The sequence below is a fragment of the Cellulophaga sp. HaHaR_3_176 genome (assembly GCF_019021925.1).
In the GTDB taxonomy this organism is placed as follows: Bacteria; Bacteroidota; Bacteroidia; order Flavobacteriales; family Flavobacteriaceae; genus Cellulophaga.
Window position 1 is genome coordinate 1987332 of sequence record NZ_CP058990.1, and the last position, 17669, is coordinate 2005000.

Genomic DNA, 17669 nt, shown 5'->3' on the forward strand with positions numbered 1-17669 from the left:
ATTATTTTCTTTCTTGCAGGTAAGAAGTTATTTTTTCATTCAAGTCATCAGGACATCTCATTGGTTTATTCTTTTTTGAATCTATAAATGCTAAAACGGTATGAGCTTCGATTAAAAGATCATTTTGTTCGTTATAAATTTTATAATTAAATTCTATCTTAACTGAAGGTGTTTTTTTCAATATTGTCTCTACAGTAATTAGATCATCATAAAGCGCTGATTTCTTATATTTAATAGACAAAGAAATGACCGGCAACATGATTCCGTTTTTCTCCATTTTTTTGTAAGAAAAACCTAACTTTCTTAGTAATTCAACTCTTCCCATTTCCAAGTATTGTGGGTAGTTACCATGATAAACCACTCCCATTTGATCAGTTTCTGCATATCGTACTCGAAAAGAAATTTTATTTAAATCCATATTTATTAAAGTAAAAATTATATATTTAAAGGCTACTCTTTTTTGAGAGCCTAACATGGTGAAAAAAAAACAAAAATTCAATACTTAATGATTTTTTTTTTAGTTTTTTTGTTCACATATTTGCCATCGCAAAGAACATAAGTGTCAATTGCCAAAGTATCGAGAAAACCTATATTTAATAATCTTTATTTAAGCTTAAAATAAAAAATGAGTGTTACTGCTATATCCGTATGGAGCAATTGTCTATCCTTTATCAAAGATAATATCCAACCGCAGGCATTCAAAACATGGTTTGAACCTATCAAACCAGTTAAATTATCTGAGAACGCATTAAGTATTCAAGTTCCTAGTAAATTTTTCTACGAATGGCTTGAAGAACATTATGTTAAACTTTTAAAGGTTTCACTTACAAAAGAATTAGGAGAAAGCGCCAAATTGGTTTACATAATAAAAATGGAAAACACATACGGTAATAGAGAACCTTTTACTGAAAAAATTCCTAGCTCAAATAGATCTACAGTTCCTGCACAAGAATTAGACGTTGCTGTAAAATCAAAAAATCCTCAATTAAAAAATCCTTTCGTAATTCCTGGAATTAGAAATATAAAGATTGAATCGCAATTAAACCCGAATTACAATTTTGAAAATTTCTTAGAAGGAGATTCTAATAGATTAGCACGTTCAGCTGGTATGGCTGTTGCTAATAAACCTGGTGGAACATCTTTTAACCCACTCTTAATTTTTGGTGGTGTTGGTTTAGGAAAAACACATTTAGCTCATGCTATTGGTGTTGAAATAAAAGACAAATATCCTGAGCGTACTGTTCTTTATATTTCTGCTGAAAAATTTACGCAACAATACATAGAGTCTGTAAAGAAAAACACAAGAAATGATTTTATTCATTTCTACCAATTAATAGATGTTTTAATCATTGATGATGTTCAGTTCCTTTCTGGAAAATCTGGAACTCAAGATGTATTCTTTCATATTTTCAATCATTTACATCAAAACGGAAAACAGGTTATCTTAACGTCAGATAAAGCACCTGTTGATATGCAAGATATAGAACAAAGACTTTTATCTAGGTTTAAATGGGGATTATCTGCTGAATTGCAAAATCCTGATTACGAAACCAGAATATCTATTCTAAAAAATAAATTATATCGAGATGGGGTAGAAATGCCAAATGATATAATTGAATATGTAGCAAAACATATTAAAACTAATATTAGAGAACTAGAAGGTGCTATTATATCTTTAATTGCACAATCATCTTTCAATAAAAAAGAGGTTACTTTAGATCTTGCTCAACAAGTTGTAGAAAAGTTTGTTAAAAATACGAAACGTGAAGTTTCTATTGATTACATACAAAAAGTAGTTTCTGATTACTTTGAAATGGACGTTGCTACTTTACAATCTAAAACAAGAAAGAGACATATCGTACAAGCAAGACAATTAGCTATGTTTTTCGCTAAAAAGTTTACGAAAGCATCTTTAGCTAGTATTGGTTCTCAGATTGGAAAAAGAGATCACGCAACAGTTTTACATGCTTGTAAAACTGTAGATAACTTAGCTGAAACAGATAAACAGTTTCGCAAATACATAGATGACCTTACTAAAAAATTCTCTTAAATAATATTATGAAGACTAAAATTCTAATGGTTTGCCTTGGTAACATATGCAGATCACCATTAGCTGAAGGTATTCTTAAAGACAAATTAAATTCTAAAGATTATTTTATAGATTCTGCAGGAACTGGAGGTTATCATATTGGTAATTTACCAGACCACAGATCTATAGCTGTTGCTAAAGAGCATGGTATAGATATTTTAGACCAACGTTGTCGAAAATTTGATATTAAAGATTTTGAAACCTTCGATTATATTTATGTAATGGATTTAAATAACTATGCCGATATAGTTAAACTGACTGATAATAAAGCCTACCAAGACAAGGTTACACTTTTACTACAAGAAACAACTCAAGACAAAAAGCAAGTGCCAGACCCATACCATGATGATAATGGATTTGAACACGTTTTTCAACTAATTGACGAAGCTTGTACTATTATTGCAAATAATTTTACTAAGTTTAAAGAAGATTAACCATTCTATGAACAGTAATAAATTAGGTAAGTTATTTTTAATACCAACAACATTAGGTGAAAATGAACCTTTAGAGGTTCTTCCTATTTCAATAAAAAGAACAATTGAAAACACCAATTACTTTATTGTTGAAAATGAGAAAACTGCTCGTCGATTTATAAAAAAAATAAGTTCAGGCAAATCACAATCTCAGTTAAATTTAGAATCTTTAAATAAGTTTACTGAACCTGAAATGATTCCTACTTTTTTACAACCTTGCTTAGATGGGCATGATGTGGGTATAATATCTGAAGCTGGTTGCCCAGGAATTGCAGATCCTGGTGCTGACGTTGTTCGCATAGCTCACGAGAAGAATATCCAAGTAGTGCCTTTAGTTGGCCCTTCCTCTATTCTACTAGCTTTAATGTCTAGTGGTTTAAATGGACAAAATTTCGCGTTTAATGGCTATCTACCTATAGAATCAGGAGAAAGAAAAGGGGCTATTAAAAGATTAGAAAAATTATCTAAAGACGCTAATCAATCTCAATTATTTATAGAAACACCATACAGAAACGAAAAGTTATTCGCTGAGCTCTGCAAAACACTAAATCAATTTACTAAAGTTTGTGTAGCATGCGACATAACCTTACCTACAGAGTATATAAAAACAAAAATGGTTAAAGATTGGTCTTCTGAAAACATAGACTTACACAAAAGACCAACAATATTTATCATACAAGCATAAAAAAGCCTCACATTATTTGTGAGGCTTTTTTTTAAACTAATACTCTAAATTCTAGCATTCTTTTTTGGAACTACAATCGAAAGATCATAACCAGAGAACAATTTCATGTAACGACTTATTGTCGTTCCATAATCATCGCTCACATCATTTAAACCTCCAGAACGTAAAAATTTCTTAACATTCCCCGGACCTGCTAAATGTGCTGCGGCAATAATACCTGACTCTGTAATATGAGAGTTCCCAACTTTAAAACCAGAATACCTTTTAATATCCTTTCTTAATATCCACATATTACGAGAAATATTGCTTTTAAAAGCTCTTTCTTGTAATTGCGGATTTCTTAAAAAATAATCAGCATTATAAATACCAACTAATTCTAAGGTACCAATTCCGAATTGATACTTTCCTAAATACCCCAAGGTATTTACAACTCCATATCTACCCTGCGATTCTTTAAAGCCAATAGCTTCTTTAAAACCAATATACGAACTACCAACAAAAGGTGGTAACTCAACAGGGTACTCATTTATAGTTTCGTCTTTGGGAAACGATACTAAAGTAGGTTCTTTTACTCTTAAAAAATCAGGAACACTTTTTTCTGTGTTTTTAAATCCATAACTACCTAAGGTAAAAATCACGATAAGAGGACAACTTACGTTTATCCACTTTCTCATACATTTAATTTCTTAAGACTTACGACTAAAAAATAGCTTGCTTAAATTATCGGGACAAAGGTAGCCCTGATAAAAAGACTATAATGTTGGGAAAGTCTTAAAATTTCCGTTTTTTAGATAAAGTGAAGTTAAAATCAGGTTATTTAACTACCGGCTTATCTTCTTACTATTTATCCAACGGATGTACTGTTCTTTATTTCGGTTGTGTTGCGATAAGGTTTTTGCAAACTTATGATACCCAAAATTTTCAACATTTGCTACAAAATAGTAGTAACCATGTTTTTCTGAATTTAGCACCGCATCAATAGCTGTAATATCTGGCATTGCAATTGGTCCTGGAGGCAAACCACCGTATTTATAAGTATTATAAGGAGAGTCTAATTCTAAATCTCTATACAAAACTCTTTTAATAACTTGATTAAAATCTCCAGTATGGAGCTTTAAAGCATAAATTACTGTTGGATCTGCTTGCAACAAAATACCATCTCTTAATCTGTTTAAATAAACACCCGCTACTCTTGGTCGCTCATCTACTTTAGCTGTTTCTTTATGCACAACTGATGCTAAAGTAGAAACTTCGATAGGGGTTAAATTCAGTACTTTTGCTTTCTCTAATCTCTTTTCATTCCAAAACCTGTGATATTCTTTAAGCATTTTAGCCCTGAAGGTTTCTGCTGAAGTATTCCAGTAAAAATCATAACTATTAGGAATATACATTGCAAGTTTAGAGTTTCCATCAAATCCATTTTTTTTTAAAAAGTCAGAATCGTTAAACGCTTCTAGCAGAGAAACACTATCTGCTTCAATCTGTGAAGCTATTCTACCAGCCAAATCGTTTATAGTTTCTTGATTATTAAAAGCTAATTTTATTGTAATATTCTTACTTCGTATAGCATTAATAATTTCATAATTATTCATTCCCTTTTTAATAACATACTTTCCTCCTTTTATATTAGAGCTATAACCTCTTCTTTCTGCTGCTGCTGCGAATGAATCTATATCATCTAACAAAGGAGTTAAAGTAGTTTTCACCTCTTCAAAATCAGCATCCGAAGGAATAAAAACAAATGCCTGTTCATTATTAAATATAGTGTTAGGTGTAAAAAATGCACCATAAACCTTGTATGCAAATATTCCACAAATAACCAAACCAATAGCCGAAACGGCTAAAACAATCTTTTTTAAATACATTAATCTAATACTTTTTGATAAAAAATTTCATTTTTAAATTTCCCATTGGTACGAATCCAATCTTTTTTTATTCCAATTTGCTCAAAGCCTAGCTTACTAAATAAATGAACGCTTGCTACATTATCTTCTAAAATAGAACAATAAAGTTGATGAAGCTCTAATGTTACTTTTGAATACCCACATAATAACTCAAGAGCCTCTGTACCGTAACCTTTATTTTTATTATTATCTGCTAAAATTATGATTCCTACTCCTGCTCTTTTGTTTTTAGGGTCAAAATCAAATAAATCTATCAAACCAATTACATTATCATCTAAATCACAAACACACAAACGAAGCTGCTTAACTTCATAAATATCTCTGTACGAATTATCTAAATATAATTGCAGTGTTAGCCTAGAATATGGAGCTGTGGTACCACTAATTTCCCAAACATCTGTATTATTTTCTAATTGATATAGAAAATCTAAATCACTTTGCTCAAGAGCTCTCAAATATATATGTTGTCCTTTAAGGCTAAACATTTATCTCTCCTTTAAATACAAATTTTGCAGGCCCCGTTAAAAAAACATTTGAATAGATGTTATCTGATACATCAAATTTAATTTCTAGTTTTCCACCTTCAGCTTCAATTTGTATTGTATTTGCTTTTGTTTTCCCTGTTTTATGCATCGCTATAGCTACAGCTGTAACACCTGTACCACATGACAATGTTTCATCTTCAACGCCTCTTTCATAAGTTCTAACCTTAAAACTAGCATCCGTTATAGGTTCAACAAAATTTATATTACTTCCCTTTTCACCATATAAACCATAACGAAGCTTTGCCCCTTCTTCTTTTACTTTAAGGTTTTCTATATTTTCAACTAATTGCACATGATGAGGAGAACCTGTATCTAAAAAAGTAGCATTAGGCTTTAATTTCACCTCATTAACATCTTTCATTTGCAAACTTACAATGTCTTCTTTTATCGTTGCGAAATGCAAACCATCGACTGCATTAAAAGTTGTCGATTCTTTTATAACCCCTAAATGTTCAGCAAAAGCAACTAGGCAACGACCTCCGTTACCACACATACTGCTTTCATTACCATCAGAATTAAAGTAAACCATTTTAAAATCGACACCTTCTTCATTTTCTAATAATATAAGTCCATCTGCACCTATGCCAAATTTTCTGTCACATAAAAAAGCAACTAGTTTGGTATTATTTTTGTCAAATTCACCTTGTCGGTTATCGATCATTACAAAATCGTTACCTGTTCCTTGAAATTTATAAAAAGTATGTGTCATTCTATTCTGTTATATTACAAAGGTAGTATTTTATTAAGGGAATTTTAGCAGTTAAAAAGACGTTAAACAAATCATTCTCTCATGTAAAACTGTTAATTTTACATAAGAATAGTTAAAATGTAAATTGATTATGAAGAAAATTGCAAATTTATTATTGGTTTCTGTATTAACAGCTGTAATTACACTTGGGGCTTATAAAATGTTTTTTGAACAACATTCTTATGTTTTTACTGAAAATGCGAATACTCCTTTTGCTCAAGTAAATTATACACCAACATCTGCTAAAGGAGCAGGTATTAATGAAGTAGATTTTACATCTGCTGCTGAAAACACGGTAAACGCTGTTGTTCACGTTAAAAACCTATCTATTAATGATGCCCCTCAAAACTTAATGGAATTTTTATATGGTTATGAAACGGAAGCGAAACCGCAAATTAAAGGAGCTGGTTCTGGTGTAATTATCTCACCTGATGGATACATCGTTACTAATAACCATGTAATTGATGGAGCTTCTCAACTACAAGTAACTTTAAATAATAACAAAACATATCAAGCTAATCTAATAGGTACTGACCCTAATTCTGATATTGCTCTTATAAAAATTGATACAGATAATAAATTACCATATTTAGCATTTGGTGATTCTGATAATGCAAAAATTGGGGAATGGGTATTAGCCGTAGGTAATCCTTTTAATTTAACGTCTACAGTAACTGCTGGTATTGTGAGTGCAAAAGCAAGGTCTTTGGGGAGAATTGATCAATCTTTTATACAAACAGATGCAGCAGTAAACCCAGGTAATAGCGGTGGTGCTTTAGTTAATACTAACGGAGATTTAATTGGTATTAATACTGCTATAACATCACAAACAGGTTCTTACGTAGGGTACTCCTTTGCTGTACCGAGTAACATTGCTAAAAAAATAGTTGATGATATTCTAGAATATGGCAATGTTCAAAAAGGTATTTTAGGTATTGTTGCTGTTCGTTTAGACACTCCATATGCCATAAAAAAAGGAATAGATAGTATTGATGGTGTTTATGTTGATGATATTTCTGAAGATTCTGGCGCTTATGATGCTGGAATAAAATCAGGAGATATTATAAAAAAACTAGATGAAATCGCAATTCATAAATATCCTGACTTAACTGGTTATTTATCAACAAAAGGACCTGGTGATGAAATACTGGTTACTTTAGACAGAGATGGAGAATCTATAGAAATACCTGTTACATTAAAAGAAAGACAGTCTATCGTTTTACCTATTATGGACTTAGAAGTAAAAAACTTAAGTGAAAAAGATCGTAAAGAATTTAAAACTAAAAAAGGCGTAAAAATTATTGGTGTTTCTGAAAGATACCAAGGTTACGGTTTAGATGGTAAAGTTTTACTTTCTGTTGGTGATGAAGAAATAAACGATATTAAAGATGCTAAGGTTTTATTTGGCAAAATATCGAGATATAGAAATACAAGTATTAACATGCTTAATAAAAAAGGAGAAAAAGAACGTATAATTCTTCAATAAGAAATTCATTGAAAAACTAAATGCTCCTTCATGGAGCATTTTTTATACAAAAAATTGTTACGAAAACGTTTGAAATATCTATTTTTGTGCGAAATTCTAAAAAAATATACAAATTTTTAAGAAATGAGCAATATTACATCTTACGAAAAAGAACTTGCTTTTCAAGCAGACAGACGAAAAGCTACAATAGAGTTTATTAAAATCATTAGCGATTTATGGTATGATAGATCAATAGAGATTGTTTTGTTCAAAAATCAAGTAATAGATAAAAATGTAAGTGACGTTATCAACTTACATCAATATGCTGGAGAATTTGTACAAAAACCAATATCTATTTTTGATTCTGTAGAAATACTTAGAGCAATAAATGATATGATGTTGCCTCCTTCTAAATTAGATATAGGTAAGCTAACCTACGAATACCATTCAGAAAATGAAAACGAAGAAGATGTAAAGGCATTTGTTTTTAACAAACTTAAAGGAGCTGATGGTGCTCAAGAAATTATCCCTAAAGATGTTGTTTTATACGGTTTTGGAAGAATTGGCCGCCTTGTTGCAAGAGAGTTAATGTCTAAAACAGGAAAAGGTAGTCAAATGCGCTTGAGAGCTATTGTTGTTAGAGGTGAAGCTACTTTTGAGGTTTTAGAAAAAAGAGCAAGCCTACTTAGAACAGATTCTATACATGGCGAATTTAAAGGTACTGTAGATGTAGATGCTGAAAATAAAGCACTTATTATAAATGGCACAACAGTACATATTATAAATGCAAAACAACCCGAAGATATTGATTATACTATATATGGCATATTTAATGCCTTGATAATAGATAATACAGGCGCCTTTAGAGATAAAGAAGCTTTATCTAGACATTTAAAAGCTAAAGGGGCTTCAAGAGTTTTATTAACTGCCCCAGGTAAAGGGATACCAAACATAGTACACGGTGTAAACCATAAAGAGTTTGATTCTAAAGAACATAAGATTTTTTCTGCAGCGTCATGTACAACTAATGCCATTACCCCTATTTTAAAAGTAATTGAAGACTCATTAGGTGTTGTTAAAGGACACATAGAAACTATACATGCTTTTACTAATGACCAAAACCTAGTAGATAATATGCACAGCAAATACCGCCGAGGTAGAGCCGCTACTTTAAATATGGTTATTACAGAAACAGGAGCAGGAAAAGCAGTTACAAAAGCGCTACCTAATTTAGAAGGTAAATTAACTTCCAATGCAATTAGAGTACCGGTACCTAATGGATCTTTAGCTATTTTAAATCTAGATGTGAATTTAAAAACATCAAAAGAGAGTATAAATACAATTATGAAAAAATATGCATTACAAGGTGACTTAGTAGAGCAAATAAAATATTCTTTAAATAATGAGCTAGTATCTTCAGATATTGTGGGAACATCTGCTCCATCTATATATGATAGCAAAGCTACATTAGTTTCAGAAGACGGAAAAAGTATAGTTTTATATATTTGGTATGATAATGAATATGGTTATTCTCACCAAGTAATTAGGCTTGCAAAGTATATTTCTAAGGTAAGAAGGTTTACTTATTATTAATTTTTTTCCCTATCTAATATTATTGAAGTAATTTAGCGCTTCTCTAATACTAGATATTAATAAAAAGAACATATTAAATGAAAAAAATTAGATTAATTCTTTTAGCTCTAACTTTATTAGCTTTTAACTTTCAATACGCACAAACTTCTGATGATGATCAAGAAGATGATTCTGCAAAAGAAACAGGCTCAGTAAGTGATCAGTTTGAATATTTAGCTAAAAAATCTGGTAATTATAGAGCTGCAGGTATTCGTTATGAAGTTGTTAAAGTAACAAGTTTTGATAAACTTAGAGAAAATGTTGCAGACACTTTAAGTTTAATAAACAAAAAAACAGCTGAATTAAAAGCAACAATATCTGAGAGTGAAAAAACTATCATCTCTTTAAATGATAAACTTTCTGAAACATCAAACAACTTAACAGCTGTTACTGAAGAAAAAGATAGTATCTCATTTTTCGGAATATTAATTTCAAAATCTACTTATAATGCCATTTTATGGACATTAATTGCAGGTCTTTTATTATTATTACTATTCTTTATCTATAGATTTAGAAATAGTAATATTTTAACTCAAGAAGCTAAAACTAACTTATCTGAGTTAGAAGTAGAATACGAAGAACACAGAAGAAGAGCATTAGAAAGAGAACAAAAAATTAGTAGACAATATCAAGATGAAATTAATAAAAATAAAAAGGCTAAATAATTAGCCATTTTTATCTACTTTAAACTTTATACTTTCGTTTTTTACATGAAAGTATAAAGTTTTTATAATATATAAGCTTTTCTTACTCATACTTTAAAGTGCTTTTTTTATTTACCCTTAAAAATTAATTATGCGTATTGATATTATAACAGTACTCCCTGAACTTCTTAAAAGTCCGTTTGAAGCTAGCATTCTTAAAAGAGCTATCGAAAAAGGTATTGTAGAAGTGCACATGCATAATTTACGTGATTACACTAATTTAAGCTACAATCAAATTGATGATTACCAGTTTGGTGGTGGTGCCGGTATGGTAATGATGATAGAACCTATTGATAAATGTATTTCTGCATTGAAAGAAGAACGTGAGTATGATGAAGTTATTTACATGACTCCAGACGGCGAAACTCTAAATCAGAAAATAGCAAATGGGATGTCACTATTAAACAATGTCATTATTTTATGTGGTCACTATAAAGGTGTAGACCAAAGGGTGAGAGATATGTTTGTTACCAGAGAAATTTCAATTGGTGATTATGTACTTTCTGGCGGAGAACTAGGTGCAGCTGTTTTATGCGATACTATTATTAGATTAATACCTGGTGTTTTAAATAATGAAACATCAGCACTTACTGATAGTTTTCAAGATGATTTATTAGCTCCTCCTGTTTATACAAGACCCGCTGAATATAAAGGAATGAAAGTTCCTGAAATTCTATTGAGTGGCAACTTTCCTAAAATTGAGAAATGGCGAGAAGACCAAGCATATGATCGTACAAAAAAATTACGCCCAGACTTATTAAAAGATTAAACACATTATGATCAATGAAACAACATCTATATTAAATTATATTGGTCCTACAATTTACGGCTTTACCCAAGTCGTTCTTCTAGTTTTTTGTTTTATTTTTCTAATAAAAAGTAAGAACACAACAGCTTCTATTTTGTTGCTTATAGGAACTTTAATTAGTCTTATAGCTAATATTGCTCAACCAATTATACTTAGTTTGAATTCAACTTCTGTAGAAAATATAATTCTCATCTCTAGTATTGTTTCCATTATTAAATCTATCGCATATTCTATTTTTATTTTCGGTTTATGTTTATTGATATTAGACTATTTAAAAAAGTTAGATAAATAATAATATAAAAGCTTGCCACTTCTCAAATTTTAACTAATTTTGCATTCCAATAAATCAACCTCTGACGATAATCGTGAATGTTGCTTTATAACAAACAGTAAATCAAAGCGATGGAAGCATTATTAAAATTTGTTCAAGACGAATTTGTAACAAAAAAAGAATTCCCAAAATTTTCAGCTGGTGATACTATCACAGTTTATTATGAAATTAAGGAAGGTGAGAAAACACGTACTCAGTTTTTTAGAGGTGTTGTAATACAAAGAAGAGGTAACGGTGCATCAGAAACGTTTACTATCAGAAAAATGTCTGGAACTATTGGAGTAGAACGTATTTTCCCTGTGAATATGCCTGCACTTCAAAAAATAGAAGTTAACAAAAAAGGTAAAGTTAGAAGATCTCGTATCTTTTACTTTAGAGGTCTTACTGGTAAAAAAGCAAGAATTAAAGAAATTCGTTCTTAATTTTCCTCATCATATAATATTAAAACCCGCAATTAGCGGGTTTTTTTATGCTCAATAATATTTACAAAAGTTAAAATTTTTGTTTATATATTTTTTTTTATTAATTTAGAAATATAAATAGTGATGTAAATGCAATCAATGGTTGCCGTTTTGTATAAATTACAAGACAACAAAGTTTGTAAACTATTTCTAAAAAAGCCATATCACTACAATAGTATTGATATGGCTTTTATCGTTATTAAAAAGCACCACAAAAAACACTTATTTTATATTATTTATCACAATATATTCCTCTAATTGACGGTATAAAAAAGAGTATAAAATCGTATATTTACGTCGCTTAATTTATATAAAACTTAATAATGCCAAAAATAATTTACACTAAAACTGACGAAGCTCCTGCTTTAGCTACTCAGTCTTTCTTACCAATTGTTAAAGCTTTTACTAAAAATTGCGGAGTTGAAATTGAAACTAAAGATATTTCACTTGCAGGAAGAATTATAGCTACATTTCCTGATTTCTTAGAAGAAGATCAAAAAATAGCAGATGATTTGGCTGAATTAGGAAATTTAGCAAAGAGTCCTGATGCTAATATTATAAAATTACCAAATATCAGTGCTTCTTTACCTCAATTAAAAGAGGCTATAAAAGAACTACAAAGTAAAGGTTATAATTTACCTAGCTACCCTGATGAGCCTAAAAGTGATTCAGATAAAGAAGTGAAATCTCGTTACGACAAGATTAAAGGTAGTGCTGTAAATCCTGTTTTACGTGAAGGGAACTCTGACAGAAGAGCTCCAAGAGCTGTGAAAAATTATGCAAAAAAGAATCCTCATTCTATGGGAGCTTGGAGTTCTGACTCTAAAACTCACGTTTCAACAATGAGCGATAATGATTTTAAATCGAATGAAAAATCATTAACGATAACAGATGCTACCAAAGTAAATATTGAGTTTACTGCTAAAGATGGATCTAAAACAATTTTAAAAGAAAACCTAGGATTACTTTCTGGCGAAATTATTGACGCTACCATTTTAAGTAAAAAAGCCCTAATAAGCTTTTTAAAAGAGCAAATAAAAGATGCTAAAGAAAAAAATGTTCTTTTTTCTGTGCATATGAAAGCTACAATGATGAAAGTATCTGACCCAATCATATTTGGTCATGTTGTTGAAGTTTACTTTTCTGATGTATTTGAAAAACATTCGAAAACATTTGATGACTTAGGTGTAAGTACTAATAATGGATTAGAAAGTTTATTAAATAAATTAACTGAATTACCAGAAGCTAAACACAAAGAAATAGTAGCCGATATCGAAAAAGCTATTACTAATGGTCCTGATTTAGCCATGGTAAATTCTGATAAAGGTATTACAAACCTACATGTACCAAGTGATGTAATTATAGATGCTTCAATGCCTGCTATGATTAGAAACTCTGGTAAAATGTGGGATAAAAATGGAAAAGCCCAAGATACAAAGGCAATTATTCCTGATAGTAGCTATGCTGGTATCTATCAAGCTACAATTGATTTTTGTAGAGAGCATGGAGCATTTGATCCTACCACAATGGGTACAGTACCAAATGTCGGCTTAATGGCTCAAAAAGCTGAAGAGTATGGTTCTCATGACAAAACATTTGAAATGAGTGCTTCTGGAACTGTTAATGTTATTGACATTAACACTAATAAAACATTAATCTCTCATGATGTAGAATCTGGTGATATTTGGAGAATGTGTCAAGTAAAAGATGCTCCTATCCAAGACTGGGTTAAATTAGCTGTTTCTAGAGCTAGAGCTACCAAAGATTTAACTATTTTCTGGTTAGATGAAGAAAGAGCTCATGATGCTGAACTTATAAAGAAAGTTAATACATATTTACCTACTCATGATATCTCTGGGTTGGAAATTAGAATATTATCTCCTGAAAAAGCAACTTTAGCAACATTGAAACGTATTAAGAACGGAGAAGATACAATCTCTGTATCAGGTAATGTTTTAAGAGACTACTTAACTGATTTATTTCCTATATTAGAAGTTGGCACAAGTGCTAAAATGCTTTCTATTGTTCCTTTAATGAATGGTGGTGGTTTATTTGAAACTGGCGCTGGAGGTTCTGCTCCAAAACACGTAGAGCAATTTACCGAAGAAGGACATTTAAGATGGGATTCTTTAGGAGAATTTTTAGCCTTAGGGGTTTCCTTAGAACATTTCGGAGAAAAATACAATAATGATCAGGCATTGGTTTTAGCTGATGCTTTGGATGCTGCTACTGAAAAATTCTTAGATAATGACAAGTCTCCTTCTAGGAAAGTAGGTGAATTAGATAATAGAGGTAGTCACTTTTATTTAACATTATACTGGGCAGAAGAACTTTCTAAACAAAGTAAAAATACTGAACTTAAAAACATATTTACACCAATTTACAATGCTCTAAATGAAAATGAAGCTAAAATTGTAGACGAGCTTAATAATGCACAAGGTTCTAAAATTAATATCGAAGGATATTATAAAGGTAATGATGATCTTATTGCTAAAGCAATGAGACCTAGCAAAACTTTCAATACTATTTTAGAAAGTATATAACTTTAAAAATCACAAGAATTAAAAGCCTTTTCTATTCATTTAGAAAAGGCTTTTGTTTTTAGACAACTCCATTAAAATCAAGTATTTTTGTAAAAAAATGCTACAATGACTGCTATAAAACATTTCATAGTATTTTGTTGCTTTACGTTACCATTCATTTCCGTTTCTCAAAATAAACATACCATAAATGGAACAATTAGTGACAATAACAGCAATGAAACTCTAATAGGCGTAACCATAGCCATACCTGAATTAAAAACAGGAGCGACAACTAATGAATATGGTTTTTACTCTCTTACTCTTCCAGAAGGAACATACTCTATAGTAATTAGCTATTTAGGCTATAAGGAAGTAAAAAAATCTGTTGATTTAAAAAATGATATCAAAATAGATTTTCAACTTGAAGAAGAAGCTGAACAACTTTCTGAAATTATAGTAACTGAAAATGTTGAAAAAACGAATATTCGAACACCTCAAATGAGTGTCAATAGTTTATCAACTAGTACTATTAAAAAAATACCTGTTGTTTTAGGCGAAGCTGATGTCTTAAAAGCCATTGTATTATTACCTGGAGTAAGTAATGCTGGTGAAGGCTCATCTGGCTTTAACGTAAGAGGAGGTTCAGCTGATCAAAATTTAATATTATTAGATGAAGCCACTATATTTAACTCATCACATTTATTTGGTTTTTTCTCTGTATTTAACCCCGATGCTATTAAAGATATAAAATTATTTAAAGGAGGAATACCTTCTAGATATGGAGGAAGAGTCTCTTCTGTTTTAGAAATATTTCAAAAAGAAGGAAATAGTAAAAAATTTGAAGCAAATGGCGGTATTGGTCTTGTAGCAAGCCGGTTATTATTAGAAGGTCCTATAGTTAAAGATAAAGCTGCATTCTTGATAGGGGGAAGATCTTCATATGCTCATCTATTTTTACCTCTTTTCGATATAGAAAACAAAGCATATTTCTATGATTTAAACACAAAATTAAATTTTAAATTAAACGATAAAAACAGTTTTTTCCTTTCTGGCTACTTTGGTCGTGATGTATTTAGTTTGAAAGATAGTTTCGTAAATACTTATGGTAATTCAGTAGGTAATTTAAGATGGAATCATTTATTCTCAGATAAATTATTTTCAAATTTATCCCTTATCTATTCTGATTATTATTATGGACTTAAATTAGATTTTGTTGGCTTTAATTGGAATTCTGGTATTCAAAATTTTAATTTAAAATATGACTTGAAACATTATCTTAATAGTAATCTACAAATTAACTACGGCATAAATAATATATATTATCAATTTAATCCTGGCAAAATTTCTCCAAGTAGAGATGATTCTGGCATTATTGAAGATCAATTAGCTAAAAAATATGCTAATGAATTTGCTGCTTATATTGATATTGAGCATGATATTACTAAAAACTTAAGTCTTGAATATGGTTTAAGATTTAGTACTTTTAATAGACTAGGCCAAGATGATCTTTTTGAATATTTAAATGATAGTCCTGTTATTTTTAATCCTCTATTACAAATTTATCAAGAAGCTCTCCCAATTGGAATAAAAGATGTTTCACGAAGAAAAAGTTTAACTACTTACACAAATTTTGAACCTCGATTTGCAGCCTCGTATGCGATTAATGATAATACATCTTTAAAGGCTAGTTACACTAGGCTAACTCAATATTTGCATTTATTATCTAACACAAGCTCCCCTACTCCACTTGACGTTTGGACGCCTTCAGGGCCATATATAAAACCACAAAAGCTTGATCAATATGCATTTGGATATTTTAAAAGTATAAATGATGATGTATTTTCATTAGAAAGTGAAGTCTTTTATAAAAATGTAAAAAACAGAATTGATTACATTGATGGTGCTAATTTGATTGCAAATAATGCAATCGAAAGAATTATTTTAAACGGTAAAGCTAGAGCTTATGGATTAGAGTTCTTATTTAGAAAAAATCAAGGCAAATTTCAAGGTTGGTTTTCTTATACTCTTTCTAAATCAGAGCAACGAACTGAAGGACGAGATCTGCCTATTTATGAAGGTACTGCTGTAGTTGAAACTGGTATCAATAATGGAGAATGGTACAATACACCTTATGATAAAACTCATGATTTTTCAATATTTGGGAGTTATGAATTAAATCAAAAATGGAATATTAATGCAAATTTTGCTTTTCAAACTGGACAGCCTACCAATTATCCTATTGGCCAATTTGAATTTCAAGGCTTAAATGTTCCTTACTACGGATTGAGAAATACAGAACGTTTACCAAATTACCATCGCTTAGATATTTCAGCAACACTTACTCCTAAAAAGAATAGCTCAAGAAGATTAAAAAGTGAATGGGTTTTTAGTATTTATAATGTTTATAATCAAAAAAATGCTGCATCAATTACTTTTAGACAAAATAACGAAACAAATATGAACGAAGCCAACCGTATTTCAATTTTTGGTATTGTTCCTTCAGTCACTTATAATTTTAAATTTTAAAGCAATGAAAAACATATATACACTATTATTATTGACATTAGCTTTTATAAGCTGCGAAGATGTTATTGATGTTGATGTTCCTTCTGAAGAACCAAGGTTAACAATAGATGCTTTAATTAAAATTGCACCTGAAGATGAAATTGTTTACATCGAAGTTAAAGCAAAACTAAGTAGTTCCTTTTTTGATGAAATACAACCTGCTAAATTAGATCAGATTATTATCCAAAATATTGATAAAGAATCTAATAATACCATTTTATTAAGAGAATCAGAAGATGAACAAGGAGTATATTTTATAAATATAAATCGTGAATTTTTAACTGAGGGTAGAATAGTTTTAGGAATATTATATAATGAAGAAACATATGTTGCTATAACAGAATTTGTAAACGCTCCTGTTATAGACAATTTAAATCAAGGAGATGATAGTCTTTTTGGAAATGATGAAACTGAAATAAAGATTTCTTTTACTGACTTACCAGATGATGATAATTATTATTTGTTTGACTTAAATTTTGATGAATATCTTTTAACAGAAGATATTTTTTATAAAAACGAACAATTTTCTTTCTCTTATTTTTATGATCAAAAATTTCAAGATAATACCAGTTTTGAAATTAGTTTATTAGGTATTGATTTTCCATTTTACAATTATATGAATCAAATACTTGCACAAAGTGGAGAAACTCAAGGACCTTTTCAGACTCCTGCAGGTACCGTAAGGGGTAATATTATAAATGTTACAGATGTTGAAATTGATAATTTTGAAAGTATTG

At 30.2% G+C, this 17669-nt stretch carries 16 protein-coding genes (1 of these 16 only partly in view); 11 read left to right on the forward strand and 5 right to left on the reverse strand.

The window, feature by feature from the left end; translation table 11 throughout:
* Window position 1: 1 nt before the first annotated feature.
* Complete coding sequence (locus tag H0I23_RS08765; protein WP_216782856.1) at window positions 2-418, reverse strand: thioesterase family protein; 417 nt, start codon at window positions 416-418, stop codon at window positions 2-4.
* A 207-nt stretch (window positions 419-625) separates the two neighbouring features.
* Between H0I23_RS08765 and dnaA the strand changes: the two genes are divergently transcribed.
* Genes dnaA through H0I23_RS08780 form a run of 3 tightly spaced genes read left to right on the forward strand, consistent with a single transcriptional unit; the run spans window position 626 to window position 3247 of the window.
* Entirely contained in the window at window positions 626-2050 is a 1425-nt protein-coding gene (gene dnaA / locus H0I23_RS08770) for a chromosomal replication initiator protein DnaA (RefSeq protein WP_216782857.1), read from the forward strand.
* An 8-nt stretch (window positions 2051-2058) separates the two neighbouring features.
* On the forward strand, window positions 2059-2523 hold the full coding sequence (locus tag H0I23_RS08775; RefSeq protein ID WP_216782858.1) for a low molecular weight protein-tyrosine-phosphatase: 465 nt from the start codon (window positions 2059-2061) through the stop codon (window positions 2521-2523).
* A gap of 7 nt (window positions 2524-2530) precedes the next feature.
* The gene (locus H0I23_RS08780; protein WP_216782859.1) at window positions 2531-3247 is read left to right on the forward strand and encodes an SAM-dependent methyltransferase; all 717 of its coding nucleotides are present in this window, start codon (window positions 2531-2533) and stop codon (window positions 3245-3247) included.
* Window positions 3248-3291: 44 nt separating this feature from the next.
* Here the strand turns inward: H0I23_RS08780 and H0I23_RS08785 are convergent, their stop codons facing one another.
* The 4 genes from H0I23_RS08785 to dapF all read right to left on the reverse strand — a co-directional run bounded on the left by H0I23_RS08785 (window position 3292) and on the right by dapF (window position 6405).
* A complete protein-coding gene (locus tag H0I23_RS08785; protein WP_216782860.1) occupies window positions 3292-3921 on the reverse strand; it encodes a hypothetical protein in 630 nt (209 codons plus the stop codon).
* 147 nt (window positions 3922-4068) lie between these two features.
* Window positions 4069-5112, reverse strand: coding sequence for an endolytic transglycosylase MltG (gene mltG / locus H0I23_RS08790; RefSeq protein WP_216782861.1), 1044 nt, complete (start codon window positions 5110-5112; stop codon window positions 4069-4071).
* On the reverse strand, window positions 5112-5636 hold the full coding sequence (locus H0I23_RS08795) for a GNAT family N-acetyltransferase (RefSeq protein WP_216782862.1): 525 nt from the start codon (window positions 5634-5636) through the stop codon (window positions 5112-5114). The genes mltG and H0I23_RS08795 overlap by 1 nt, the downstream gene beginning before the upstream one ends.
* Window positions 5629-6405 carry a diaminopimelate epimerase gene (gene dapF, locus H0I23_RS08800; RefSeq protein WP_216782863.1) on the reverse strand — a complete coding sequence of 259 codons (777 nt, stop codon included), beginning with the start codon at window positions 6403-6405 and terminating at the stop codon, window positions 5629-5631. Before dapF ends, H0I23_RS08795 begins: the two co-directional genes overlap by 8 nt.
* Before the next feature lie 130 nt (window positions 6406-6535).
* Between dapF and H0I23_RS08805 the strand changes: the two genes are divergently transcribed.
* The 8 genes from H0I23_RS08805 to H0I23_RS08840 form a co-directional block, all read left to right on the forward strand.
* Window positions 6536-7930 (forward strand): S1C family serine protease, encoded by a 1395-nt coding sequence (locus H0I23_RS08805; protein WP_216782864.1) that lies wholly within the window; start codon window positions 6536-6538, stop codon window positions 7928-7930.
* A gap of 123 nt (window positions 7931-8053) precedes the next feature.
* Window positions 8054-9502: a glyceraldehyde-3-phosphate dehydrogenase gene (locus H0I23_RS08810; RefSeq protein ID WP_216782865.1), complete on the forward strand. Its 1449-nt coding sequence runs from the start codon at window positions 8054-8056 to the stop codon at window positions 9500-9502.
* 77 nt (window positions 9503-9579) lie between these two features.
* Window positions 9580-10206: a tRNA (guanine-N1)-methyltransferase gene (locus H0I23_RS08815; protein WP_216782866.1), complete on the forward strand. Its 627-nt coding sequence runs from the start codon at window positions 9580-9582 to the stop codon at window positions 10204-10206.
* A gap of 130 nt (window positions 10207-10336) precedes the next feature.
* Window positions 10337-11014 carry a tRNA (guanosine(37)-N1)-methyltransferase TrmD gene (gene trmD, locus H0I23_RS08820; RefSeq protein WP_216782867.1) on the forward strand — a complete coding sequence of 226 codons (678 nt, stop codon included), beginning with the start codon at window positions 10337-10339 and terminating at the stop codon, window positions 11012-11014.
* A gap of 441 nt (window positions 11015-11455) precedes the next feature.
* Window positions 11456-11806: a 50S ribosomal protein L19 gene (gene rplS, locus H0I23_RS08825; protein ID WP_216782868.1), complete on the forward strand. Its 351-nt coding sequence runs from the start codon at window positions 11456-11458 to the stop codon at window positions 11804-11806.
* A gap of 362 nt (window positions 11807-12168) precedes the next feature.
* Window positions 12169-14388, forward strand: a complete 2220-nt coding sequence (locus H0I23_RS08830; RefSeq protein ID WP_216782869.1) for an NADP-dependent isocitrate dehydrogenase — start codon at window positions 12169-12171, stop codon at window positions 14386-14388.
* 105 nt (window positions 14389-14493) lie between these two features.
* The gene (locus tag H0I23_RS08835) at window positions 14494-16893 is read left to right on the forward strand and encodes a TonB-dependent receptor (protein WP_216782870.1); all 2400 of its coding nucleotides are present in this window, start codon (window positions 14494-14496) and stop codon (window positions 16891-16893) included.
* Window positions 16894-16897: 4 nt separating this feature from the next.
* Window positions 16898-17669: the 5' portion of a DUF4249 family protein gene (locus H0I23_RS08840; protein ID WP_216782871.1), read on the forward strand. Its footprint extends 95 nt past the window's final position; 772 of the gene's 867 nt are visible here — the first part of the coding sequence; it begins with the start codon at window positions 16898-16900; its stop codon lies beyond the right edge, outside the window.